At 55.6% G+C, this 18496-nt stretch carries 15 protein-coding genes and 5 tRNA genes; 5 read left to right on the top strand and 15 right to left on the bottom strand.

Features of this window, described 5'->3' with window-relative positions:
* The 5 genes from ACOTXF_RS21310 to ACOTXF_RS21330 all read right to left on the bottom strand — a co-directional run.
* On the bottom strand, positions 1 to 484 hold a 484-nt coding region (locus ACOTXF_RS21310; protein WP_040186706.1), incomplete at its 3' end, for a GTP-binding protein.
* A gap of 118 nt (positions 485 to 602) precedes the next feature.
* A tRNA-Thr gene (locus ACOTXF_RS21315) sits at positions 603 to 678 on the bottom strand.
* A gap of 6 nt (positions 679 to 684) precedes the next feature.
* Positions 685 to 759 (bottom strand) — tRNA-Gly (locus tag ACOTXF_RS21320).
* A gap of 117 nt (positions 760 to 876) precedes the next feature.
* A tRNA-Tyr gene (locus tag ACOTXF_RS21325) sits at positions 877 to 961 on the bottom strand.
* An 8-nt stretch (positions 962 to 969) separates the two neighbouring features.
* Positions 970 to 1045: transfer RNA gene (locus ACOTXF_RS21330), tRNA-Thr, on the bottom strand.
* Between the two features lie 317 nt (positions 1046 to 1362).
* Here ACOTXF_RS21330 and coaA point away from each other — a divergent pair.
* Positions 1363 to 2313, top strand: a complete 951-nt coding sequence (gene coaA, locus ACOTXF_RS21335) for a type I pantothenate kinase (RefSeq protein ID WP_021242480.1) — start codon at positions 1363 to 1365, stop codon at positions 2311 to 2313.
* 43 nt (positions 2314 to 2356) lie between these two features.
* On the opposite strand, the gene dppF is transcribed toward coaA, so the two are convergent.
* The 9 genes from dppF to ACOTXF_RS21380 form a co-directional block, all read right to left on the bottom strand.
* The gene (gene dppF, locus ACOTXF_RS21340) at positions 2357 to 3370 is read right to left on the bottom strand and encodes a dipeptide ABC transporter ATP-binding subunit DppF (protein WP_008502773.1); all 1014 of its coding nucleotides are present in this window, start codon (positions 3368 to 3370) and stop codon (positions 2357 to 2359) included.
* Positions 3367 to 4350, bottom strand: a complete 984-nt coding sequence (gene dppD, locus ACOTXF_RS21345; protein ID WP_047746334.1) for a dipeptide ABC transporter ATP-binding protein — start codon at positions 4348 to 4350, stop codon at positions 3367 to 3369. The genes dppF and dppD overlap by 4 nt, the downstream gene beginning before the upstream one ends.
* Positions 4351 to 4360: 10 nt before the next feature.
* Positions 4361 to 5263: a dipeptide ABC transporter permease DppC gene (gene dppC, locus ACOTXF_RS21350; protein WP_008502771.1), complete on the bottom strand. Its 903-nt coding sequence runs from the start codon at positions 5261 to 5263 to the stop codon at positions 4361 to 4363.
* Positions 5264 to 5272: 9 nt separating this feature from the next.
* Positions 5273 to 6292 (bottom strand): dipeptide ABC transporter permease DppB, encoded by a 1020-nt coding sequence (gene dppB / locus ACOTXF_RS21355; protein WP_008502770.1) that lies wholly within the window; start codon positions 6290 to 6292, stop codon positions 5273 to 5275.
* A 177-nt stretch (positions 6293 to 6469) separates the two neighbouring features.
* On the bottom strand, positions 6470 to 8077 hold the full coding sequence (gene dppA, locus ACOTXF_RS21360) for a dipeptide ABC transporter periplasmic-binding protein DppA (RefSeq protein WP_045907856.1): 1608 nt from the start codon (positions 8075 to 8077) through the stop codon (positions 6470 to 6472).
* A gap of 620 nt (positions 8078 to 8697) precedes the next feature.
* Positions 8698 to 8774 (bottom strand) — tRNA-Pro (locus tag ACOTXF_RS21365).
* Positions 8775 to 8865: 91 nt separating this feature from the next.
* Entirely contained in the window at positions 8866 to 10557 is a 1692-nt protein-coding gene (gene eptB / locus ACOTXF_RS21370) for a kdo(2)-lipid A phosphoethanolamine 7''-transferase (protein WP_008502768.1), read from the bottom strand.
* A 257-nt stretch (positions 10558 to 10814) separates the two neighbouring features.
* The gene (locus tag ACOTXF_RS21375) at positions 10815 to 12017 is read right to left on the bottom strand and encodes an L-lactate MFS transporter (protein WP_047746326.1); all 1203 of its coding nucleotides are present in this window, start codon (positions 12015 to 12017) and stop codon (positions 10815 to 10817) included.
* Between the two features lie 238 nt (positions 12018 to 12255).
* A complete protein-coding gene (locus ACOTXF_RS21380; protein ID WP_048962763.1) occupies positions 12256 to 12951 on the bottom strand; it encodes an autotransporter domain-containing protein in 696 nt (231 codons plus the stop codon).
* Positions 12952 to 13116: 165 nt separating this feature from the next.
* Between ACOTXF_RS21380 and tag the strand changes: the two genes are divergently transcribed.
* On the top strand, positions 13117 to 13698 hold the full coding sequence (gene tag / locus ACOTXF_RS21385; protein WP_008502765.1) for a DNA-3-methyladenine glycosylase I: 582 nt from the start codon (positions 13117 to 13119) through the stop codon (positions 13696 to 13698).
* Entirely contained in the window at positions 13676 to 14122 is a 447-nt protein-coding gene (locus ACOTXF_RS21390; RefSeq protein WP_008502764.1) for an N-acetyltransferase, read from the top strand. The genes tag and ACOTXF_RS21390 overlap by 23 nt, the downstream gene beginning before the upstream one ends.
* Here the strand turns inward: ACOTXF_RS21390 and ACOTXF_RS21395 are convergent.
* Positions 14085 to 16364 (bottom strand): molybdopterin guanine dinucleotide-containing S/N-oxide reductase, encoded by a 2280-nt coding sequence (locus ACOTXF_RS21395; protein ID WP_048962764.1) that lies wholly within the window; start codon positions 16362 to 16364, stop codon positions 14085 to 14087. The genes ACOTXF_RS21390 and ACOTXF_RS21395 overlap by 38 nt on opposite strands.
* A gap of 212 nt (positions 16365 to 16576) precedes the next feature.
* Between ACOTXF_RS21395 and ACOTXF_RS21400 the strand changes: the two genes are divergently transcribed.
* Entirely contained in the window at positions 16577 to 17239 is a 663-nt protein-coding gene (locus tag ACOTXF_RS21400) for an OmpA family lipoprotein (RefSeq protein WP_008502762.1), read from the top strand.
* Between the two features lie 179 nt (positions 17240 to 17418).
* A complete protein-coding gene (locus tag ACOTXF_RS21405) occupies positions 17419 to 18435 on the top strand; it encodes a LacI family DNA-binding transcriptional regulator (RefSeq protein ID WP_008502761.1) in 1017 nt (338 codons plus the stop codon).
* Positions 18436 to 18496: the final 61 nt, after the last annotated feature.

Genomic DNA, 18496 nt, shown 5'->3' on the forward strand with positions numbered 1-18496 from the left:
CGTACTGAGACAGCAGTTCACGAACTTCCATCTCTACCAGTTCCAGCAGCTCTTCGTCATCAACCATGTCGCATTTGTTCAGGAACACGATGATGTAAGGAACGCCTACCTGACGACCCAGCAGGATGTGCTCACGAGTCTGAGGCATTGGGCCGTCAGTCGCAGCAACAACCAGGATCGCGCCGTCCATCTGCGCAGCACCGGTGATCATGTTTTTAACATAGTCGGCGTGGCCTGGGCAGTCTACGTGTGCGTAGTGGCGAGTCGGGGTGTCGTACTCAACGTGAGAGGTGTTGATGGTGATACCACGAGCTTTTTCTTCTGGTGCGTTATCGATCTGGTCGAATGCACGAGCAGAACCACCGTAGGTTTTTGCCAGAACGGTAGTGATTGCAGCGGTCAGCGTTGTTTTACCATGGTCAACGTGGCCGATAGTACCGACGTTAACGTGCGGTTTTGTACGTTCAAACTTTTCTTTAGACATCGATTGTCCCTCTAAGACACGGATAAATCGGTGATATCACCACATCAACCAGGCGAAATGCCTGAATTGTTGAATACAGTAAAATTGAAACAGAGAGAAACGGGAAGGAGAAGTGAAGTGGTGCTGATACCCAGAGTCGAACTGGGGACCTCACCCTTACCAAGGGTGCGCTCTACCAACTGAGCCATATCAGCACGTATTGGAGCGGGCAGCGGGAATCGAACCCGCATCATCAGCTTGGAAGGCTGAGGTAATAGCCATTATACGATGCCCGCATCCTGAAACTCGGCTACCCAGTTCTTTCTGTAACAAAAAAAGAGATTTCTCTCTTTTTCAGTTTGAGCTGGCTAATTTTTCCAACCAGCTCCGGCGGCATTTACGCTGCCAGAAAGTGGTGGTGGGGGAAGGATTCGAACCTTCGAAGTCTGTGACGGCAGATTTACAGTCTGCTCCCTTTGGCCGCTCGGGAACCCCACCGGACTTGATGGTGCCGACTACCGGAATCGAACTGGTGACCTACTGATTACAAGTCAGTTGCTCTACCTACTGAGCTAAGTCGGCATCAAGTAGCGCGCATTCTATGGATACCTGCGCGGTCATGCAACTAAAAATTTGCATAAAACGTTCTTTCGCTCACATTTTATGCTAACAGCGTGTTGAGCGCTGTAAAAGTAGTCATTCACGGTCAAATAATCAACATGTAAGGGGTATTTGCACTGTAAACACCGTAGCGTGACGGCCTCCGCGTAACGCAGCGCTTTCCATCTTTTTTCTTATTATTCCTGTCATCTGGTGTTAACCTCCTGCCCATTGTCCAAAATTAACTGTGTGATGAGCCACGATCCGGCAGTTTAATGCTGGCTCACTGAAGCATGCTTATGAGCAAAAAAGAGCAAACGTTAATGACGCCTTATCTTCACTTTAACCGCAGCCAGTGGGCTGCCCTGCGTGATTCCGTCCCTATGACGCTGACGGAAGGTGAAATCGCACGGTTAAAAGGGATAAACGAAGATCTGTCCCTTGAAGAAGTGGCAGAAATTTATCTCCCCCTCTCGCGCTTGCTTAACTTCTATATCAGCTCGAACCTGCGTCGTCAGGCGGTGCTGGAGCAGTTTCTCGGGACGAACGGTCAACGCATTCCTTATATCATCAGTATCGCAGGCAGCGTGGCCGTGGGTAAAAGCACCACCGCACGCGTCCTGCAGGCACTGTTGAGCCGCTGGCCGGAACACCGCAGCGTGGAGCTGATCACGACCGACGGCTTCCTGCATCCGAACGAAGTATTAAAAGAACGCGGGCTGATGAAGAAGAAAGGCTTCCCGCTCTCTTATGATATGCACCGTCTGGTGAAATTTGTCTCCGATCTGAAATCCGGCGTGCCTCACGTGACGGCGCCGGTCTATTCGCACCTGATCTACGATCGCATCCCGGGTGGGGATAAGACGGTGGTCCAGCCGGATATTCTCATTCTGGAAGGTCTCAACGTGCTGCAAAGCGGCATGGACTATCCTCACGATCCGCATCACGTCTTTGTCTCGGATTTCGTCGATTTCTCTATTTATGTCGATGCGCCGGAAGACCTGCTGCAGAACTGGTACATCAACCGCTTCCTGAAGTTCCGTGAAGGGGCATTCACCGATCCGGATTCCTATTTCCACCACTATGCTCAGCTTTCTGAAGAAGAAGCGATCAATGTGGCGACGGGGCTGTGGAATGAGATCAACTATGTGAATCTTAAAGAGAACATCCTGCCGACGCGCGAGCGTGCGAGCCTGATCCTCACCAAGAGCGAGAAGCACGCCGTCGACCAGATTCGCCTGCGGAAATAATAAAGCAGACATAAAAAAACCGGCTTAGCGCCGGTTTTTTTCGTTATGCGTGTGGCTTCTCGCCATTTTCATCCTGATCGACCGCGAAGCAGGCCACCAGCTGACCACCATACTCCTTCAGCTGCGGCTGTAGCTGGGTGCAGGGGCCAAAGCGGCGGCTGCAGCGGGCGTTGAATGCACATCCCGGCGGCGGATTCAGCGGGCTTGGCAGCTCTCCCGTCAGCTTTATGCGCTCACGACGATCGTCCGGGTTCAGACGCGGCGTCGCAGACAGCAGCGCCTGGGTGTACGGGTGACGAGGGTTATTAAAGATCTGGTCTTTGGTCCCCTTCTCCACGCAGCGCCCCAGGTACATCACCATCACTTCATCGGCAATATGCTCCACCACCGACAGGTCGTGGGAGATGAACACGTAGGATAGCCCCAGCTCCTGCTGGAGATCCATCATCAGGTTCAGCACCTGCGCCCGCACGGAGACGTCGAGCGCCGACACCGGCTCATCGGCAATCACCACGTCCGGGTCAAGCATCAGCCCGCGCGCGATAGCGATACGCTGACGCTGGCCGCCGGAGAACATGTGCGGGTAGCGATCGTAATGCTCGGTTTTGAGGCCGACCTTCGCCATCATCGCCAGCGCTTTTTCACGGCGCTGCTCTTTGCTGAGATTGCTGTTAATCAGCAGCGGCTCTTCCAGAATCTGCCCCACCTTTTTACGCGGGTTCAGCGAACCGTACGGGTTCTGGAACACAATCTGGATTTTCTGGCGACGCAGCTTCTGCGCCTGCGGGTCGTGCTTGAGCAGATCCTGGCCCTGATAATAGAGCTCACCGCCGGTCGGCACTTCAATCATCGTCAGCAGACGGCCCAGCGTCGATTTCCCGCAGCCTGACTCTCCCACTACCGCCAGCGTTTTACCGCGTTCGAGGTTAAAGGAGACGCCGTCCAGCGCTTTCACCAGGCGTTCAGGGGCAAACAGTCCCTTCTTCACCGGGTAATATTTTTTCAGGTCGATGGCCTGCAACAGCGGCTGTTGCGTGGTGGCCTGTTGCGTACTCATAGTGTTGGCCTCCCGGCATCATCGAGTGGGTAGTGGCATTTCGACTGACGACCGTCAGCCAGCTGGTTCAGCTCTGGCTCTTCCGTCCGGCATTTGTCCGTCGCATACGGACAGCGCGGATTGAGCAGACAGCCCTGCGGACGGTCATATTTACCCGGCACCACACCCGGCAGCGATGCCAGACGCGCTTTATCCTGAGCAAACTCCGGCAGCGCGCGTAAAAGCGCCTGGGTATACGGGTGACGCGGCGCGCGGAAGATATCGTGCGAATTTCCGGTCTCGACCACCTGGCCGGCATACATCACGATGATTTTGTGCGCGGCTTCGGCCACCAGCGCCAGATCGTGCGTAATCAGCACCAGCGCCATATTCTCTTTCTGCTGCAGCTCCAGCAGCAGCTCGATGATTTGTGCCTGAATGGTCACATCCAGCGCCGTCGTCGGTTCATCCGCAATCAGCAGCTTTGGCCGACAGGCAATCGCCATGGCGATCATCACGCGCTGGCTCATCCCGCCGGAAAGCTGGTGCGGGTAAACGTCCAGACGCGAAGCCGGGTCAGGAATACCCACCTGGTTCAGCAGATCGATCGCCCGCTGACGACGGGTTTTCTTATTCCCGCCCTGGTGCACCTTAATCGCTTCCATAATCTGGAAACCGACGGTGTAGCACGGGTTCAGGCTGGTCATCGGATCCTGGAAAATCATCGCCACTTCCGCGCCCACCAGCTGGCGGCGCTGTTTTTCAGAAATGCGCTTCAGGTCCTGACCGTTGAACTGCAGGTTTTCCGCCATCACGCGGCCCGGGTAATCAATCAGCCCCATGATCGCCAGCGAGCTGACGGACTTACCGGAACCGGACTCCCCAACGATACCCACCACTTCGCCCTGATTGACGCTGTAGCTGATGCGGTCTACGGCGCGAAACGGGGTGCCTTCATCGCCGAAGTGCACCGATAATTTATCTACATTTAATAACGCCATCTCGTGCCTCTTACTGCTTCAGTTTGGGATCAAGCGCATCACGCAGGCCATCACCCATCAGGTTAAATGCCAGCACCGTCAGCAGGATTGCCAGACCCGGGAAGGTGACAACCCACCAGGCGCTTTGTGCGAACTGCAACACGTCGGAGAGCATGGTGCCCCACTCCGGTGTTGGCGGCTGCGCACCCATGCCCAGGAAGCCAAGAGCGGCCATATCAAGAATGGCGTTAGAGAAACCGAGCGACGCCTGAACAATCAGCGGCGCAAGGCAGTTCGGGAAGATATTGACAAACATCTGGCGCATCGCACCGGCCCCCGCTACGCGAGACGCCGTGACGTAGTCGCGGTTCACTTCCACCAGCACCGCCGCGCGGGTTAAACGCACGTAGTGAGGAAGCGCCACGAACGTCAGCGCCAGGGCGGCGTTACCGATCGACGGCCCGAAGATCGCCACCAGCACCAGCGCCAGCAGCAGGCTTGGCAGCGCCAGCATGATGTCGACGATACGCATGATGATGTTATCAACAATGCCGCCGAAGTAACCGGCAACCAGACCCAGTACGATCCCCATAATCAGGGATAACACCACCACCAGACAGCCGACCAGCAGCGACAGGCGCGCACCGTACATCAGACGCGACAGCACATCGCGGCCCACATCATCGGTCCCCAGCAGGTGCGCCAGGCTACCGCCGTCCTGCCAGGCAGGCGGGGCGAGCAGCGCATCGCGGAACTGATCCGCCGGGTTATACGGCGCCAGCACGTTTGCGAACACCGCAATCAGGATCATGATAGCGACATACACCAGCCCCACCACCGCGCCTTTGTTGCGCTTGAAGTAGTGCCAGAACTCCTGCATCGGCGTCATCGGAACCGGTGCAGCAACAACTTTGTTTTCAGAAACCTGTGACATGATGGCCCCTTACTTCTTATGACGAATACGCGGGTTCACCACGCCGTACAGCAAATCGACCAGCAGGTTGACGAGGATAATCATCGTCGCGACCAGCAGTACACCGCCCTGCACAACCGGATAGTCACGGCGCTGCAGCGCGTCAATCAGCCAGCGGCCCAGGCCCGGCCAGGAGAAGATGGTTTCGGTCAGGATCGCCCCCGCCAGCAACGTCCCCACCTGGAGACCGATAACGGTCACTACCGGCAGCATGGCGTTACGCAGCGCATGGACGATAATGACGCGCATACGCGTCAGGCCCTTGGCGCGGGCGGTGCGGATGTAATCCTCACCCAGCACTTCCAGCATCGATGAACGGGTCATACGGACGATCACCGCCAGAGGAATGGTGCCCAGCACCATGGCAGGCAGGATCATATGCGCGACGGCATCCATGAAGTTGCCCTCTTCACCCCAGATAGCCGTATCAATCAGCATAAAGCCGGTGAGCGGGTTGGAGTCGTCCAGGAAGACCATATCGCTGACGCGCCCGGAAACTGGTGTCAGGTTAAGCTGCACCGAGACCAGCATGATCAGCATCATGCCCCACCAGAAGATAGGCATGGAGTAGCCGGTCAGCGCGAGGCCCACGGCGGTATGGTCAAAAATAGAGCCACGCTTGACGGCAGCCAGTACCCCAACAGGGATACCCACCGCGGTGGCGAAAATCATGGCGCAGACGCCAAGCTCCAGCGTCGCTTTAAAACGCGGCACGAACTCGTCCCACACCGGAAGACGGCTTTTCAGCGAAATCCCTAAATCACCGTGCAGCACGCCCCAGATATAGTGGAGATACTGCTGCCACATTGGCTTATCGAGGCCGAGTTCAGCCAGCAGCTGTGCATGGCGCTCAGGGGAAATACCACGCTCGCCCGCCATAATCATTACCGGGTCGCCGGGGATCATATGGACGAAGGCAAAAGTGAGAAGGGTGATACCGATAAACGTGGGGATAACAAGTCCCAGACGTCGGAGGATGAACTGCAACATAACCCGGATTCTCTCTGATGACGCACGACCAGTGGCGTGACGTCTGTATTGCTCACAAATCTTATCCCCTCTCCTTTCAGAGAGAGAATTAAGCACTGCTGCCGGGTGGCGCTACGCTTACCCGGCCTACATACCGTAGGCCAGTGCAAGCGCAGCGCCGCCTGGCGTTGCTTTTAATTATTCAACCGATACGTTTTCGAAGTGGTGTTTGCCCAGTGGATCAACCACGTAGCCTTTCACTTCTTTACGCACTGGCTCGTACACGGTGGAGTGAGCAACAATCAGCGCCGGAGCCTGATCGTGCATAACAACCTGTGCCTGCTTGTACAGTTCAATACGTTTGTTGTGATCGTCGGTCGCACGCGCCGGCTGGATCAGGTCTTCAAACGGCTTGTAGCACCAGCGAGAGTAGTTAGAACCGTCTTTTGCCGCCGCGCAGCTGAACAGGGTGGCGAAGAAGTTGTCCGGATCCCCGTTATCACCGGTCCAGCCCATCATGACTGCCTGGTGCTCACCCGCTTTGGCGCGCTTCAGGTACTCGCCCCACTCGTAGGTCACAATCTTGGCCTGAACGCCAATCTTAGCCCAGTCAGCCTGAACCATTTCTGCCATACGGCGTGCGTTCGGGTTGTACGGACGCTGTACCGGCATCGCCCACAGCTCAACGGTGAAGCCTTTATCCTGGCCCGCTTCTTTCAGCAGCGCTTTCGCTTTCTCAGGATCGTAGGAGTAATCTTTAACGTCGTCGTTATAGCCCCACATGGTTGGTGGGATCAGGTTTTTGGCTGCAACGCCAGCGCCCTGGTAAACCGCCTTGATGATCGCTTCTTTGTTCACCGCGTAGGTCAGCGCCTGACGCACTTTCACGTCATCAAACGGTTTCTTCTCGGTGTTGAAGGAGAGATAGCCCACGTTCAGGCCAGCCTGCTCCAGCAGGTTGATGTTCTTGTCCTGCTTCATGCGGGCGATGTCTGCCGGGTTCGGGTATGGCATCACCTGGCATTCGTTTTTCTGCAGTTTTGCATAACGTACGGACGCATCAGGCGTGATGGAGAAGACCAGACGGTCAATCTTCGGCTTGGTGCCCCAGTAGCCTTCGAATGCTTTATACAGAATACGGGAGTCTTTCTGGTACTGCAGCAGCTGGAATGGACCGGTACCGATTGGGTTCAGGTCGACTTTCTCCGGCGTACCGGCTTTCAGCATGTTGTCCGCGTACTCTTTGGACAGAATAGAGGCGAAGTCCATGGCCAGGTCAGCCAGGAACGGCGCTTCCGGACGCGTCAGCACGAACTGAACGGTATTATCGTCCACTTTTTTCACTTCAGAGATCAGATCCGGCAGGCCCATCCCTTCGAAGTATTCATAGCTGCCGCCAGAGACTTTGTGGTATGGGTTCTGGGCGTTTTTCTGACGGTCGAAGGAGAACACAACGTCGTCGGCATTAAAGTCGCGCGTTGGTTTGAAATCTTTGCTGTCCTGCCACTTCACGCCCTGGCGCAGGTGGAAGGTATAGGTTTTACCGTCTTCGCTGACGTCCCACTTCTCAGCCAGACCCGGAATCACTTCCGTGGTGCCGGTTTTGAATTCAACCAGACGGTTATAGATCGGTACAGAGCTTGCGTCGTAAGTCGTACCAGAGGTAAAGAGCTGTGGGTTAAAGCCTTCCGGCGAGCCTTCAGAACAGTAAACCAGGGTTTTTGCCTGTACGCTTGCTGCCACGGTCATAGCCACCAGGCTCAGACCAAGCTTCAGCATCCCTGACTTCTTCAAGGAAATACTCATTATTCTGCTCCAATGTGATGTTTTGCTTTGTTGTGTTACGCCGCCAGACCTTTATTTATTTTTTACCCGGTCCGGTCGGAGGTGCCCGAAGGCGTTAAAGGGATGGAGAATCCTTTCAGAAGAGCGTTTGAGTTGCAGCGCAGATCGTCCCTGAAATGCCCCTCATGCCCTACAATCTGTCAACAGAATGTGAAAACGTCAATACAGGTGACGGGGATTTACGCTGAGTGTGAGAAACCGCAAACAAAGATTAAAAAAACCATGAGCGTCAGTTTTCAGCAGGGAAATTTATGCTACTCGCCATGTTGCAGCACAACTATCTTCATATTTCGCAACAATCAGTGATTAACTTTTATTCAGAATGGGTAAATTTTCTTGCAGAATGGTGATTATCTGAGCACTAAATACCGCGAACGTTAAAACGCACAGCGAAAAATGCTGAGGTTATCCATAAGCAACGCGAAAAAAGATCAATCTATATATAAAAAAATACAATGGATTATGTCACAAAATCGTTAACAGGCAGGGAGAAGCGGGCGTAAGGGGCGTTTTGATTACTCTGAAGAGCTAAGGCCATAATGCAAAAAGGGCTAACCTTACGGTTAGCCCTTTTCAGAATGTGGTCGGCGAGAGAGGATTCGAACCTCCGACCCACTGGTCCCAAACCAGTTGCGCTACCAAGCTGCGCTACTCGCCGAATGCGGAGCGCATCTTACTGCTGAGGTGCGCCCCCGTCAATCCCTTATTTTCAAAAAGCCATTCAACTGGCGATATTCTCGCCAGAGCAGCTACTGCGCGGCTTTTGCGCTGTTATCAGGGAGTTTACACCAGTTGTTGTTTTCGTTAATCCCACCGTTCGGTGAGGTGTAGCCGAGACAACCCATAATGGTGTCGTACAGCTCAACGTGACGACGCGGCACCTTCATTTCCGCCTCTTTCTTCAGATGGGCAAACATCTTCGCTTTCTCCGGGTCTTCCAGATACTTATCGGACATCCACACCATCATTGGCACGCGGAACTGCTCCGGTGGTGCCATCTTGCGTGGTGTACCGTGCAGATGTTCGAACTCATTGATAGATTCACCGTGGTCCGCCGCATAGAAGACAATAGCCTTCTTATCGCGAACCTGGTCAATCACCGAATCAATAAAGTGATCCACATACATCACGGAGTTGTCATAAGAGTTAATCAACTGGGCTTTGGTGCAGTCTTTATCCACTCCGACGCACTCCGGCGTCCATTTGGCAAAGCTGCGCGGATAGCGCTGCGTGTAGTTAAAGTGCGAACCTTTGGTATGAAGGATGATCATATGCTTACCATCAGGGTTCCCGTTGAGTGAGAGTTTCATCTCATCAATCAGCAACATGTCATCGACAGGTTTGCCACGGTTGCGCGCCTCTGCGCCAATCTGCTCGCGGTAGGAGATGTTTTGCGCCATGGTGTTGCTGTAGAACCACATCTCACTCTGCATCGCATAGAGGTCGGAGGTAAACCCTAGCTGATGCAGCACCGAGAAGACGTTTTGCTCTTTTAGCGTACGCTGCGGGTTGTCGCTCGCCCCGCCCTCGCGCACAAACATGCAGCGCAGGGAAAGCTTGGTGGCGGTATCACAGGAATAGCCACGATAGGCAATCAGGTTCTTTTCCTGCGCCAGTTTAGGCGTGGTATCACGGTTATAGCCGAGAATGCCCATATGATCCCAGCGTGTGGTCTCTCCGATAATAAAGACGACGTAGGTATCGTCGATATCCTTTGGCGCCACATAGGTAAACTTCTTCGCCGGGTTTATCAGCGACTTATTATCCGAGGACTCATCCACCTGCGCCCACGCATACAGCCCCAGCGCGGAGATCCAGTTAGACGGTAAATAAGAGTTGGCAACCACGCCACCGTAGCTCGGCATATCCACGCCGGAGGTACGCTCATCATTCTTCTGCTTCACCTCCAGCAGACGAATCGGCCCCCAAACCATCAGGCCCGCCAGCAGCACCACGGCGACGCTTCTGAATCGCTTTCCTGGCGTGCGGATCTGGTGAACAAGGGTATAGCGGCAGCGGTTGCTCCAGATGAGCAGCAGCGGCAAGGCGCTGACAGCCACCAGCCAGAGAATAAAGTGCAGCCCCACAACCTCTTTAGAGAGGTCGATATCCGTGGTCATCACCGAGGCAATAATGCCGTAGCCAATCACCACGTTCATAAAAGTCATGTAATAGCTGGCACCCGCCGAGCACAGCACGATAAACGTTGCCAGCACTCGCCACACGCGACGGCCAAACAGGGTAAGAATACGGAATAAAAAGAAGGTGACCAGTACCGCAGCGACCAATTCGACAACCGCTGCAATTCCTTTCCAGACGGTAAAATCATGCGCGTAACCGTCAAACCGACGGAAAAAAACTGCGCCGTTCATAAACAGGCCGATGTACAACGCCAGCAAAAAGCAGAGCTTTTGTTGCGCCATCGATTTAATGTATTTCATGCAAGCTACCCGGAAAAAGGGACAATACCGCCGCCCACCTCGATCAAAAAGTGGGCAGATTAGACATACGCTCAGGGGATCGTTCAATGAAACGTCTACAGGCGTGGTAAGTAGACCACAGGGAAGCGGAAAAGTGGCAGCAGAGAGTGTGATCAGGACAGTTATTTACAAAAAAGCAAATCCAAAAACAGACAAAATCGCTTTATTTCCAGGTTAAGAAAATAAAAAGGCCGGATTACCGGCCTTTCTCGTCGTGATTATGCATGAACTTCTTTAAAAGCTTCACGTTGCGGCTGGCGAATCGTGGTTGACAGCGCCAGCGAGATAATCAGCAAGGCAAATATCACGCAGAAGGTTACGTAGAACCCGCCGAACAGGGAAGCAATCAGCGAGCCGCAGATACTGCCGATCCCGAAGCCCAGATAGATCACGCCGTAGTTTTTCGCCAGATTGTTCAGGCCAAAGAACTCGCTCACCAGTGACGGGAAGACGGTAATGGTGCCGCCGAAGTTAAAGGCCACGCAGGCAATTGCCGCGAAGAAGGTGGCTTCATTCAGCGGAGCGAACAGCAGCGCCGCCATACCGACCAGCGAAACCACCTGCCCAATCGTAATCACGCGGATGCGGGCGATTTTGTCGGACAGAATACCGAGGACCAGACGACCGGAGAGGTTAGCAATGGAGATGACGGTCACCGCGTTGGCCGCCGTGGCTGCATCCAGTTTCACCATCCCCTGTGCGATATCTTTCGCGACGCCGATGACATACAGGCCGCTCATGCAGGCCGTCAGGAACATCACCGCCAGCATCCAGTACTGCGGTTTACGCATGGACTGCGCGAGGGTGAAATCATTCTCCACCACGCCATTCACGGATTTCACTTCCTGCTGCGGCGCATCCTTCATCAGCGTGGCGCCGAACAGAATCATCACCAGCACGATTGCGCCCCAGATCATGAAGGTTTTTTCGAGGCCAACGGACGCCAGCAGATGGGCATCGATAAATTTGAACCCGAGGCTGCCCAAACCATAAGAACCAATGGCAAACGCCGAGATTAAGCCTTTACGTTCCGGGAACCACTTCACGCAGTTTGACAGCGTCAGCAGATAGCCCGCGCCGTCCGCCAGTCCCACCAGCACGCCCGCACTCAGCCAGAGCATCATCAGATTGCTGGAATGCGCGGTCAGGAAAAAGCCCAGTCCCAGCAGGATGCCGGACGCCATGGTCACGCGCTTCACGCCAAAACGCTCCTGCAGCTTGCCCGCGACGGAAGATGAAATCGCCAGACCCAGACTCAGCAAACCAAAGGAGAACGCGACCTGGCTGACCGGTGCGCCGAGTTTGTCAGAAAGCGCACTGTTAAACAGGCTCCAGGTATAGACCGATCCCAGCGCAAACTGAGTGACGATGGTACCAAAGAGCGTGAGCCAGCGCGTGCGGTTATAGGTTGATGTGTTCATGGCAGTTGTCCTGCAAGATAAATTGAGGGAATTCGCTGAGGACAACGATAAACAAAACCTCAATATGCCTGGGGTAAAACGGCATGAAATGCAGGCGGAACGGAATGAAATGCCTGGAATCGGGAATGAATGACCTGGCACGGGAATAAAGCGACAGCGTGTTAGTATCTGCTATCGCTGTAAAGCCCGTGGTTATTGTATTCGAGATGTTATCGTAACGTTTAAAAAAGTAACAACGCTAGAAATTGGCGCTGACGCCGAGGGTGTATAAAAACTCCTCACCGGTGGTGGTATGCTCCCCCTGAGCCAGCGAGGCATAGGCCGCCATGTGCGTATTAAAGGGAATATCCGTTCCCACGGTGACATCCATCCAGCTGCCGTTTTGGGCAGGAGCTGGCGTTTGTGGCATACCAAACTGCGATTTCCACTGGTTTTCACCAAACTGTTGGTTATAGCTGATCTGCGCCCAGGGCCGGAGATCGCCGTACTGGGTGTTAACGCGCCACCCCAGCGTGCTGACGCTGGCATGCCAGAGCGGGTCCGTAACTGACGGTGTCGACGCGCTATCACCAAACTCGTTGATCATCATGGGAGCCGTGCCGTCGTACCGCCACGCCACCACCGGGCCGGTGGTAATTCGCGCTGAAACGGGAAAATTCCAGCCTACGCTCATCGCCCCCTCTGTCGTGCTGCCAGACGGTATATTCAGAGCAAGACCCGGCGCATTTTGCGAAGACTGAATACGCTCCGCGAGAATATCCTCATAGCGCGGTTGGTGATCCGCGTCCCATGTATAGCGTTCCGCCGTATTATTTTGGGCGTCTGAAACGATATATTCCTGTTGCCAGGCAGACGCTGTATTACAAAAAAACAGGCAGGCTGAAATCCCCACCAGGCCAGACACAGCATGGCGACCACTGATTTTTTTTATCATCTTCAACGCGACCCCAGAGAGAGCCGAATTCGGCGATATTTGTCGTTATTCAGGAAGAGCTTAGAGAGCATATGGCCCTGTATTAACTATTGTCTTTATAGTAAACACGTCAAGCCAGTCAGAACGAAATTTTTGCGAAATCAGTATCAATAAGGGAGATGACGGATGGAACGTTGCGGTTGGGTAAGCCAGGATCAGCTTTATATCGACTATCACGATCGGGAATGGGGCGTGCCGGAAAGGGATGGCAAAAAGCTCTTTGAGATGATCTGCCTGGAGGGCCAGCAGGCGGGGTTATCATGGATTACGGTACTGAAAAAACGCGAAAATTACCGCAGCGCTTTCCACCAGTTCGACCCCGTCGCGGTCGCCGCGATGACCGATGAGGACGTCGAGCGACTGGTGCAGGATGCCGGCATCATCCGCCATCGCGGCAAGATCCAGGCCATCATCGGTAACGCACGCGCTTATCTGGCGATGGAACAAAACGGCGAATCATTTTCAGATTTTGTCTGGACGTTTGTGAATAACGATCCGCAAGTCACGGAGGCGACCACGCTCGCGGAAATTCCGGCCGCCACTCCGGCCTCGGATGCGCTCTCGAAGGCTCTGAAAAAACGCGGCTTTAAGTTTGTCGGCTCCACCATCTGCTACGCCTTTATGCAGGCCTGTGGCCTGGTCAACGACCACGTTACCGGCTGCTTCTGTCATCCGGGAGGCCATCATGATCCGCAAATGGCAAAATGAAAATACCGCGCCGCTGTTGAGCCTGTGGCTGGAAAGCACCACGGAAGCGCATCCGTTCATCGCGCCGAATTACTGGAAAGAGAATGAGGCCATGGTGCGGGACGTTTATCTGCCGTCCGCTGAAACCTGGGTCTGGGAGCAGGACGGCGAACCTTGCGGATTTATCAGCGTGATGCAGTCTCAGTTTGTCGGCGCCCTGTTTGTGGCGCCGTCATGCATCGGGAAAGGCATCGGGCGCGCGCTGCTGAACCATGTTCAACAGCGCTTCCCGCACTTAACCCTGGAGGTGTATCAGAAAAATGTCCGGGCGGTGAATTTCTACCATGCTCAGGGCTTTCGCATTGAAGACAGCGCCTGGCAGGATGACACCCAACACCCGACGTGGATCATGAGCTGGCAGGCGGATCAAACGCCGTTAAGGTAAGCTCGGGACCCGTATATTTCTCGACCCAGGCCAGCGCCGTGTTCCCTGCGCAACCATTCCCCAGCTTCGAGCTGGGGAGATCTTTGGTCAGCACGTTAACCGCCCCGTTTTTACAGATACCGCCTTCGGCGAGCTCAAGGTCAGGCCATGCGCCCTGATGAATGCAGATCACGCCCGGCTTAATCCCGTCGCTCACCACCGCCCCTGCCAGCACCTGTCCACGCGCGTTCCAGACGCGCACCACGTCGCCGTCCGCAATCCCGCGCGCTTGCGCATCAAGGGTATTCAGCGTGATGGGCTCTCGCCCGGCGACCGCATACTGCTCGCGCAGGGAGGTATAGTTAAGCTGGCTGTGCAGACGGTGCGCGGGATGGGCAGATAATACCTGCAGCTGATCCGGCCGGGCGTTGCCGTGCCATTCGTCCGGCTCAAGCCACGTAGGATGCGGCGGGCAGTCAGCATAGCCAAAGCTGGCGATGCGCTCGCTGTAGATCACGATCTTGCCGCTCTCGGTTTTCAGCGGGTGGTTCTCCGGATCGCGGCGGAAATCGGCAAAACGAACAAACTTCGCGTTCTGTTCGCTCTCCGGCATTTCGACGATCTGGTTCGCCTCCCAGAACTCAGTAAATGGCGGGAGCGTCACGCCCTGCGCCGCGCCGCGCTGCCCGGCAATCTGGTAGAAGGTTTCCAGCCATTCGAGATCGGTTTTTCCCTCGGTAAAACGCTCGCGACCGCCCGCTTCCCACCGCTCGCTCAGTTCAGCAAACACGTCGAAATCATCACGCGCCTCATCGCGCGGGGCCACCACGCGCTTCATCGGGACCATATGCTGGTTGCTGTAGTCACCGGTCATGGTGAGATCGTTACGCTCAAACGAGGTGGTCGCCGGGAGCACGATATCAGCGTGTTTCGCCGAGGCGGTCCAGAAGCACTCGGAGATCACCACCAGCTCCGGCTTCTGCCAGGCGCGGATCAGGCGGTTGGTATCCTGATGGTGCGTGAAGTTCGACCCGCCCGCCCACCAGACAAATTTAATATCCGGGAAGTGGCGGTCGAGACCATTGTGCTGATAAAAACCGCCCGGATTTTCCAGGGCTTCAACAATACGCGCCACCGGGATTTTATCCACGGCGTCCACGCCGCCCTGCACCGAACCTTGCAGAGACGCCAGCACCGCCGCTTTACGCGTGGGGTTACCGCCGTTGGCAAAGTGATAGGAGAGACCAAAACCGCCGCCCGGCGTACCGATCTGCCCCAGCATCGCGGCGAGGGTCACCAGCATCCAGTGTTTTTGCTCGCCAAACTGCTGGCGCTGCATCCCCCAGCCGGACATCAACATCGTGGTGTTTTTATGGAATAACGCCGCCAGTTCGCGGAGTTTATCCGCAGAAACACCGCAAATGTCAGCCGCCCACTCTGCCGTTTTGGCTACATCATCCGTTTTACCCGTCAGATAGTCGGCGAATTTATCGAAGCCGGTGGTACAGCGCGTCAGGAATTCGACATCGTGCCAGCCGTTTTCCACCAGGGTATGGGCGATACCCAGCATCATTGCCACGTCGGTGCCCATATGCGGGGCAATCCACTCGGCGCTGTCGCCGAAGAAATCCAGGGTTTCAGAGCGCATCGGGTCAATGCAGATGATGCGCTTGCCGCTTTTGCGCAGCGCGTCGAAATAGCCAATGCCCTGCTCGTCGCTGGCATTCCAGGCAATTTTCAGCGTGTTAAGAGGGTTAGCGCTCCACAGCACCACCACGTCGGTATGTTCCAGCACCAGCGGCCAGCTGGTCTGCTGCTGGTACACCTCGTTCCCGCCCACGACATACGGCATGATCGCCTGCGCCGCACCGGTGGAGTAATCCCCCAGATGACCGGTATAGCCGCCCGCCAGGCTCATATAGCGCTGCAGCAGCGTCGACGCCTTGTGCAGCACCCCGTTAGAGCGCCAGCCGTAGGACCCGGCGAAAATGGACGACGGACCGTAACTGTCGCGAATGCGCTTGTGCTGGGTGTGGATCAGCGCCAGCGCGTCATCCCAGCTCACGCGAACAAACTCATCCTGACCGCGAATGCCCTGCGGCTTGTCAGGTGAGGCGAGAAAACCTTTACGCACCATCGGCCAGCGCACGCGTGTTTTGCTGTGCACCTGATCGCGAACGACGGTCTGTAAAGAGTTGGGATGTTGTGTTGGCAATGCTCCGCGAGACGACAGAACATTTTCGCCATCGGTTTCGACCAGCATTGGCCCCCAGTGGGCGGCGGTCAGAATGGTTTTCGTTGAGGTGCTCAAGCGTGCGCTCCTGGTTGCGTGCAGGTTTTACGGCCTTCTTGCTGAGACCGTTTATGGTTTGTCACAAATTTCAGAGTTATACCCGGAATTTTCTCCGTATCTGGACGTCATAATCAACTGCCACGTTCGCCGTGGCAAAGAATAAAAAGGATTAAGGAAAGAAGATGAAAAAACGCGTACTCGTTATTGCCGCTCTGGTGAGCGGTGCACTGGCTGTTTCTGGCTGCACAACCAACCCTTACACCGGTGAGCGCGAAGCGGGTAAATCCGGCATTGGCGCGGGTATCGGCTCGCTGGTCGGCGCAGGCGTTGGGGCGCTCTCCTCCTCCAAGAAAGACCGCGGCAAAGGCGCGCTGATTGGCGCAGCGGCGGGCGCGGCCCTGGGCGGCGGCGTCGGTTATTACATGGACGTGCAGGAAGCAAAACTGCGCGACAAAATGAAGGGAACCGGCGTGAGCGTGACGCGCAGCGGCGATAACATCATCCTGAACATGCCGAACAACGTCACCTTCGACAGCAGCAGCGCAACGCTGAAACCCGCGGGTGCGAACACCCTTACCGGCGTGGCGATGGTGCTGAAAGAGTACAACAAGACCGCCGTGAACGTGATTGGCTACACCGACAGCACCGGCAGCCAGGATCTGAACATGCGTCTGTCCCAGCAGCGCGCCGATTCCGTGGCCAGCTCGCTGATTACCCAGGGCGTTGAAGCAAACCGCATCCGCACCAGCGGCATGGGCCCTGCCAACCCTATCGCCAGCAACAGCACGGCGGAAGGCAAAGCGCAGAACCGCCGCGTAGAGATTACGTTAAGCCCAATTCAGTAGGTAAAAGCAAAACGGCAACCCCGTTGCCGTTTTTAGTGTTTGCTCCCTCTCCCGTGGGAGAGGGTTGGGGTGAGGGCATCAGGCCGCAACCTCCGGTAAGCGCAGCGCCACCGGGCAAATTACTTGATTCGTCCGATTTTCCCGCTAAGGTATTCTCACTAAATTCAGGGAAATCAGCGATGAGCAAACCAGCCCGGGCCACCATCAGCGACGTGGCGAAAGCCGCCAAAACCGGCAAAACCAGCATTTCGCGCTACCTTAACGGCGAGAAACATCTGCTGTCCGATGCGTTGCTGGCGCGTATTGAACAGGCCATTGCCGATCTCGACTACCGTCCCAGCCTCATGGCGCGCGGGCTCAAACGTGGCCGCACCCGCCTTATCGGGCTCATCATCGCCGATATCACCAACCCCTACTCCGTGAACGTGCTCAGCGGTATCGAAGCCGCCTGTCGCGAGAAAGGCTTTACGCCGCTGGTCTGTAATACCAACAACGAAGTCGACCAGGAGCTGCATTATCTGGACCTGCTGCGCAGCTATCAGGTGGAAGGGATTGTGGTCAACGCGGTAGGCATGCGTGAAGAAGGCTTAAATCGCCTGCAGCAATCCTCCCTGCCCATGGTCCTCATCGACCGTAAAATCCCGGAATTTGCCTGCGATGTGGTCGGGCTGGATAACACCCAGGCCGCCACGACCGCCACCGAACATCTGATTGAACAGGGCTTCGAGGCCATTCTGTTTCTGAGTGAACCGCTGGGGATGGTCAACACCCGACGTGAACGCCTGAGCGCATTTCGCGCCACGCTGGAGCGTTATCCCGGCGTGATCGCCGAAAATGCCGAAACGCCGCTTCACGAAGCCGGGCAGCTCGACAATACCCTGCGTCAGTTCCATACGCGCCATCGTGGGATGCGCAAAGCGGTTATCTCCGCCAACGGGGCGCTGACGCTGCAGGTTGCCCGCTCGCTCAAGCGCATTGGCCTGCACTGGGGCAGCGACATCGGTCTGCTGGGGTTTGATGAACTGGAGTGGGCGGAGCTGGCTGGCGTCGGCATTACTACCCTCAAACAGCCCACCTGGCAGATTGGCTATGCTGCTGTTGAACAAGTCGTTCGTCGTATTGAAGGCACCAGCGATGCCGTTCGCGAGCAGGTCTTCTCCGGCGAGCTGATCGTTCGTGGCTCCACCGCGCGTTAAATTTCCCTTGTGATAGCGATCATAAATTCAACATCCTGACCTTTTCTTTGGAACCGGTTCC

This window comes from Enterobacter cloacae complex sp. IR53041 (genome assembly GCF_049238285.1).
Classification (GTDB): Bacteria; Pseudomonadota; Gammaproteobacteria; order Enterobacterales; family Enterobacteriaceae; genus Enterobacter; species Enterobacter roggenkampii.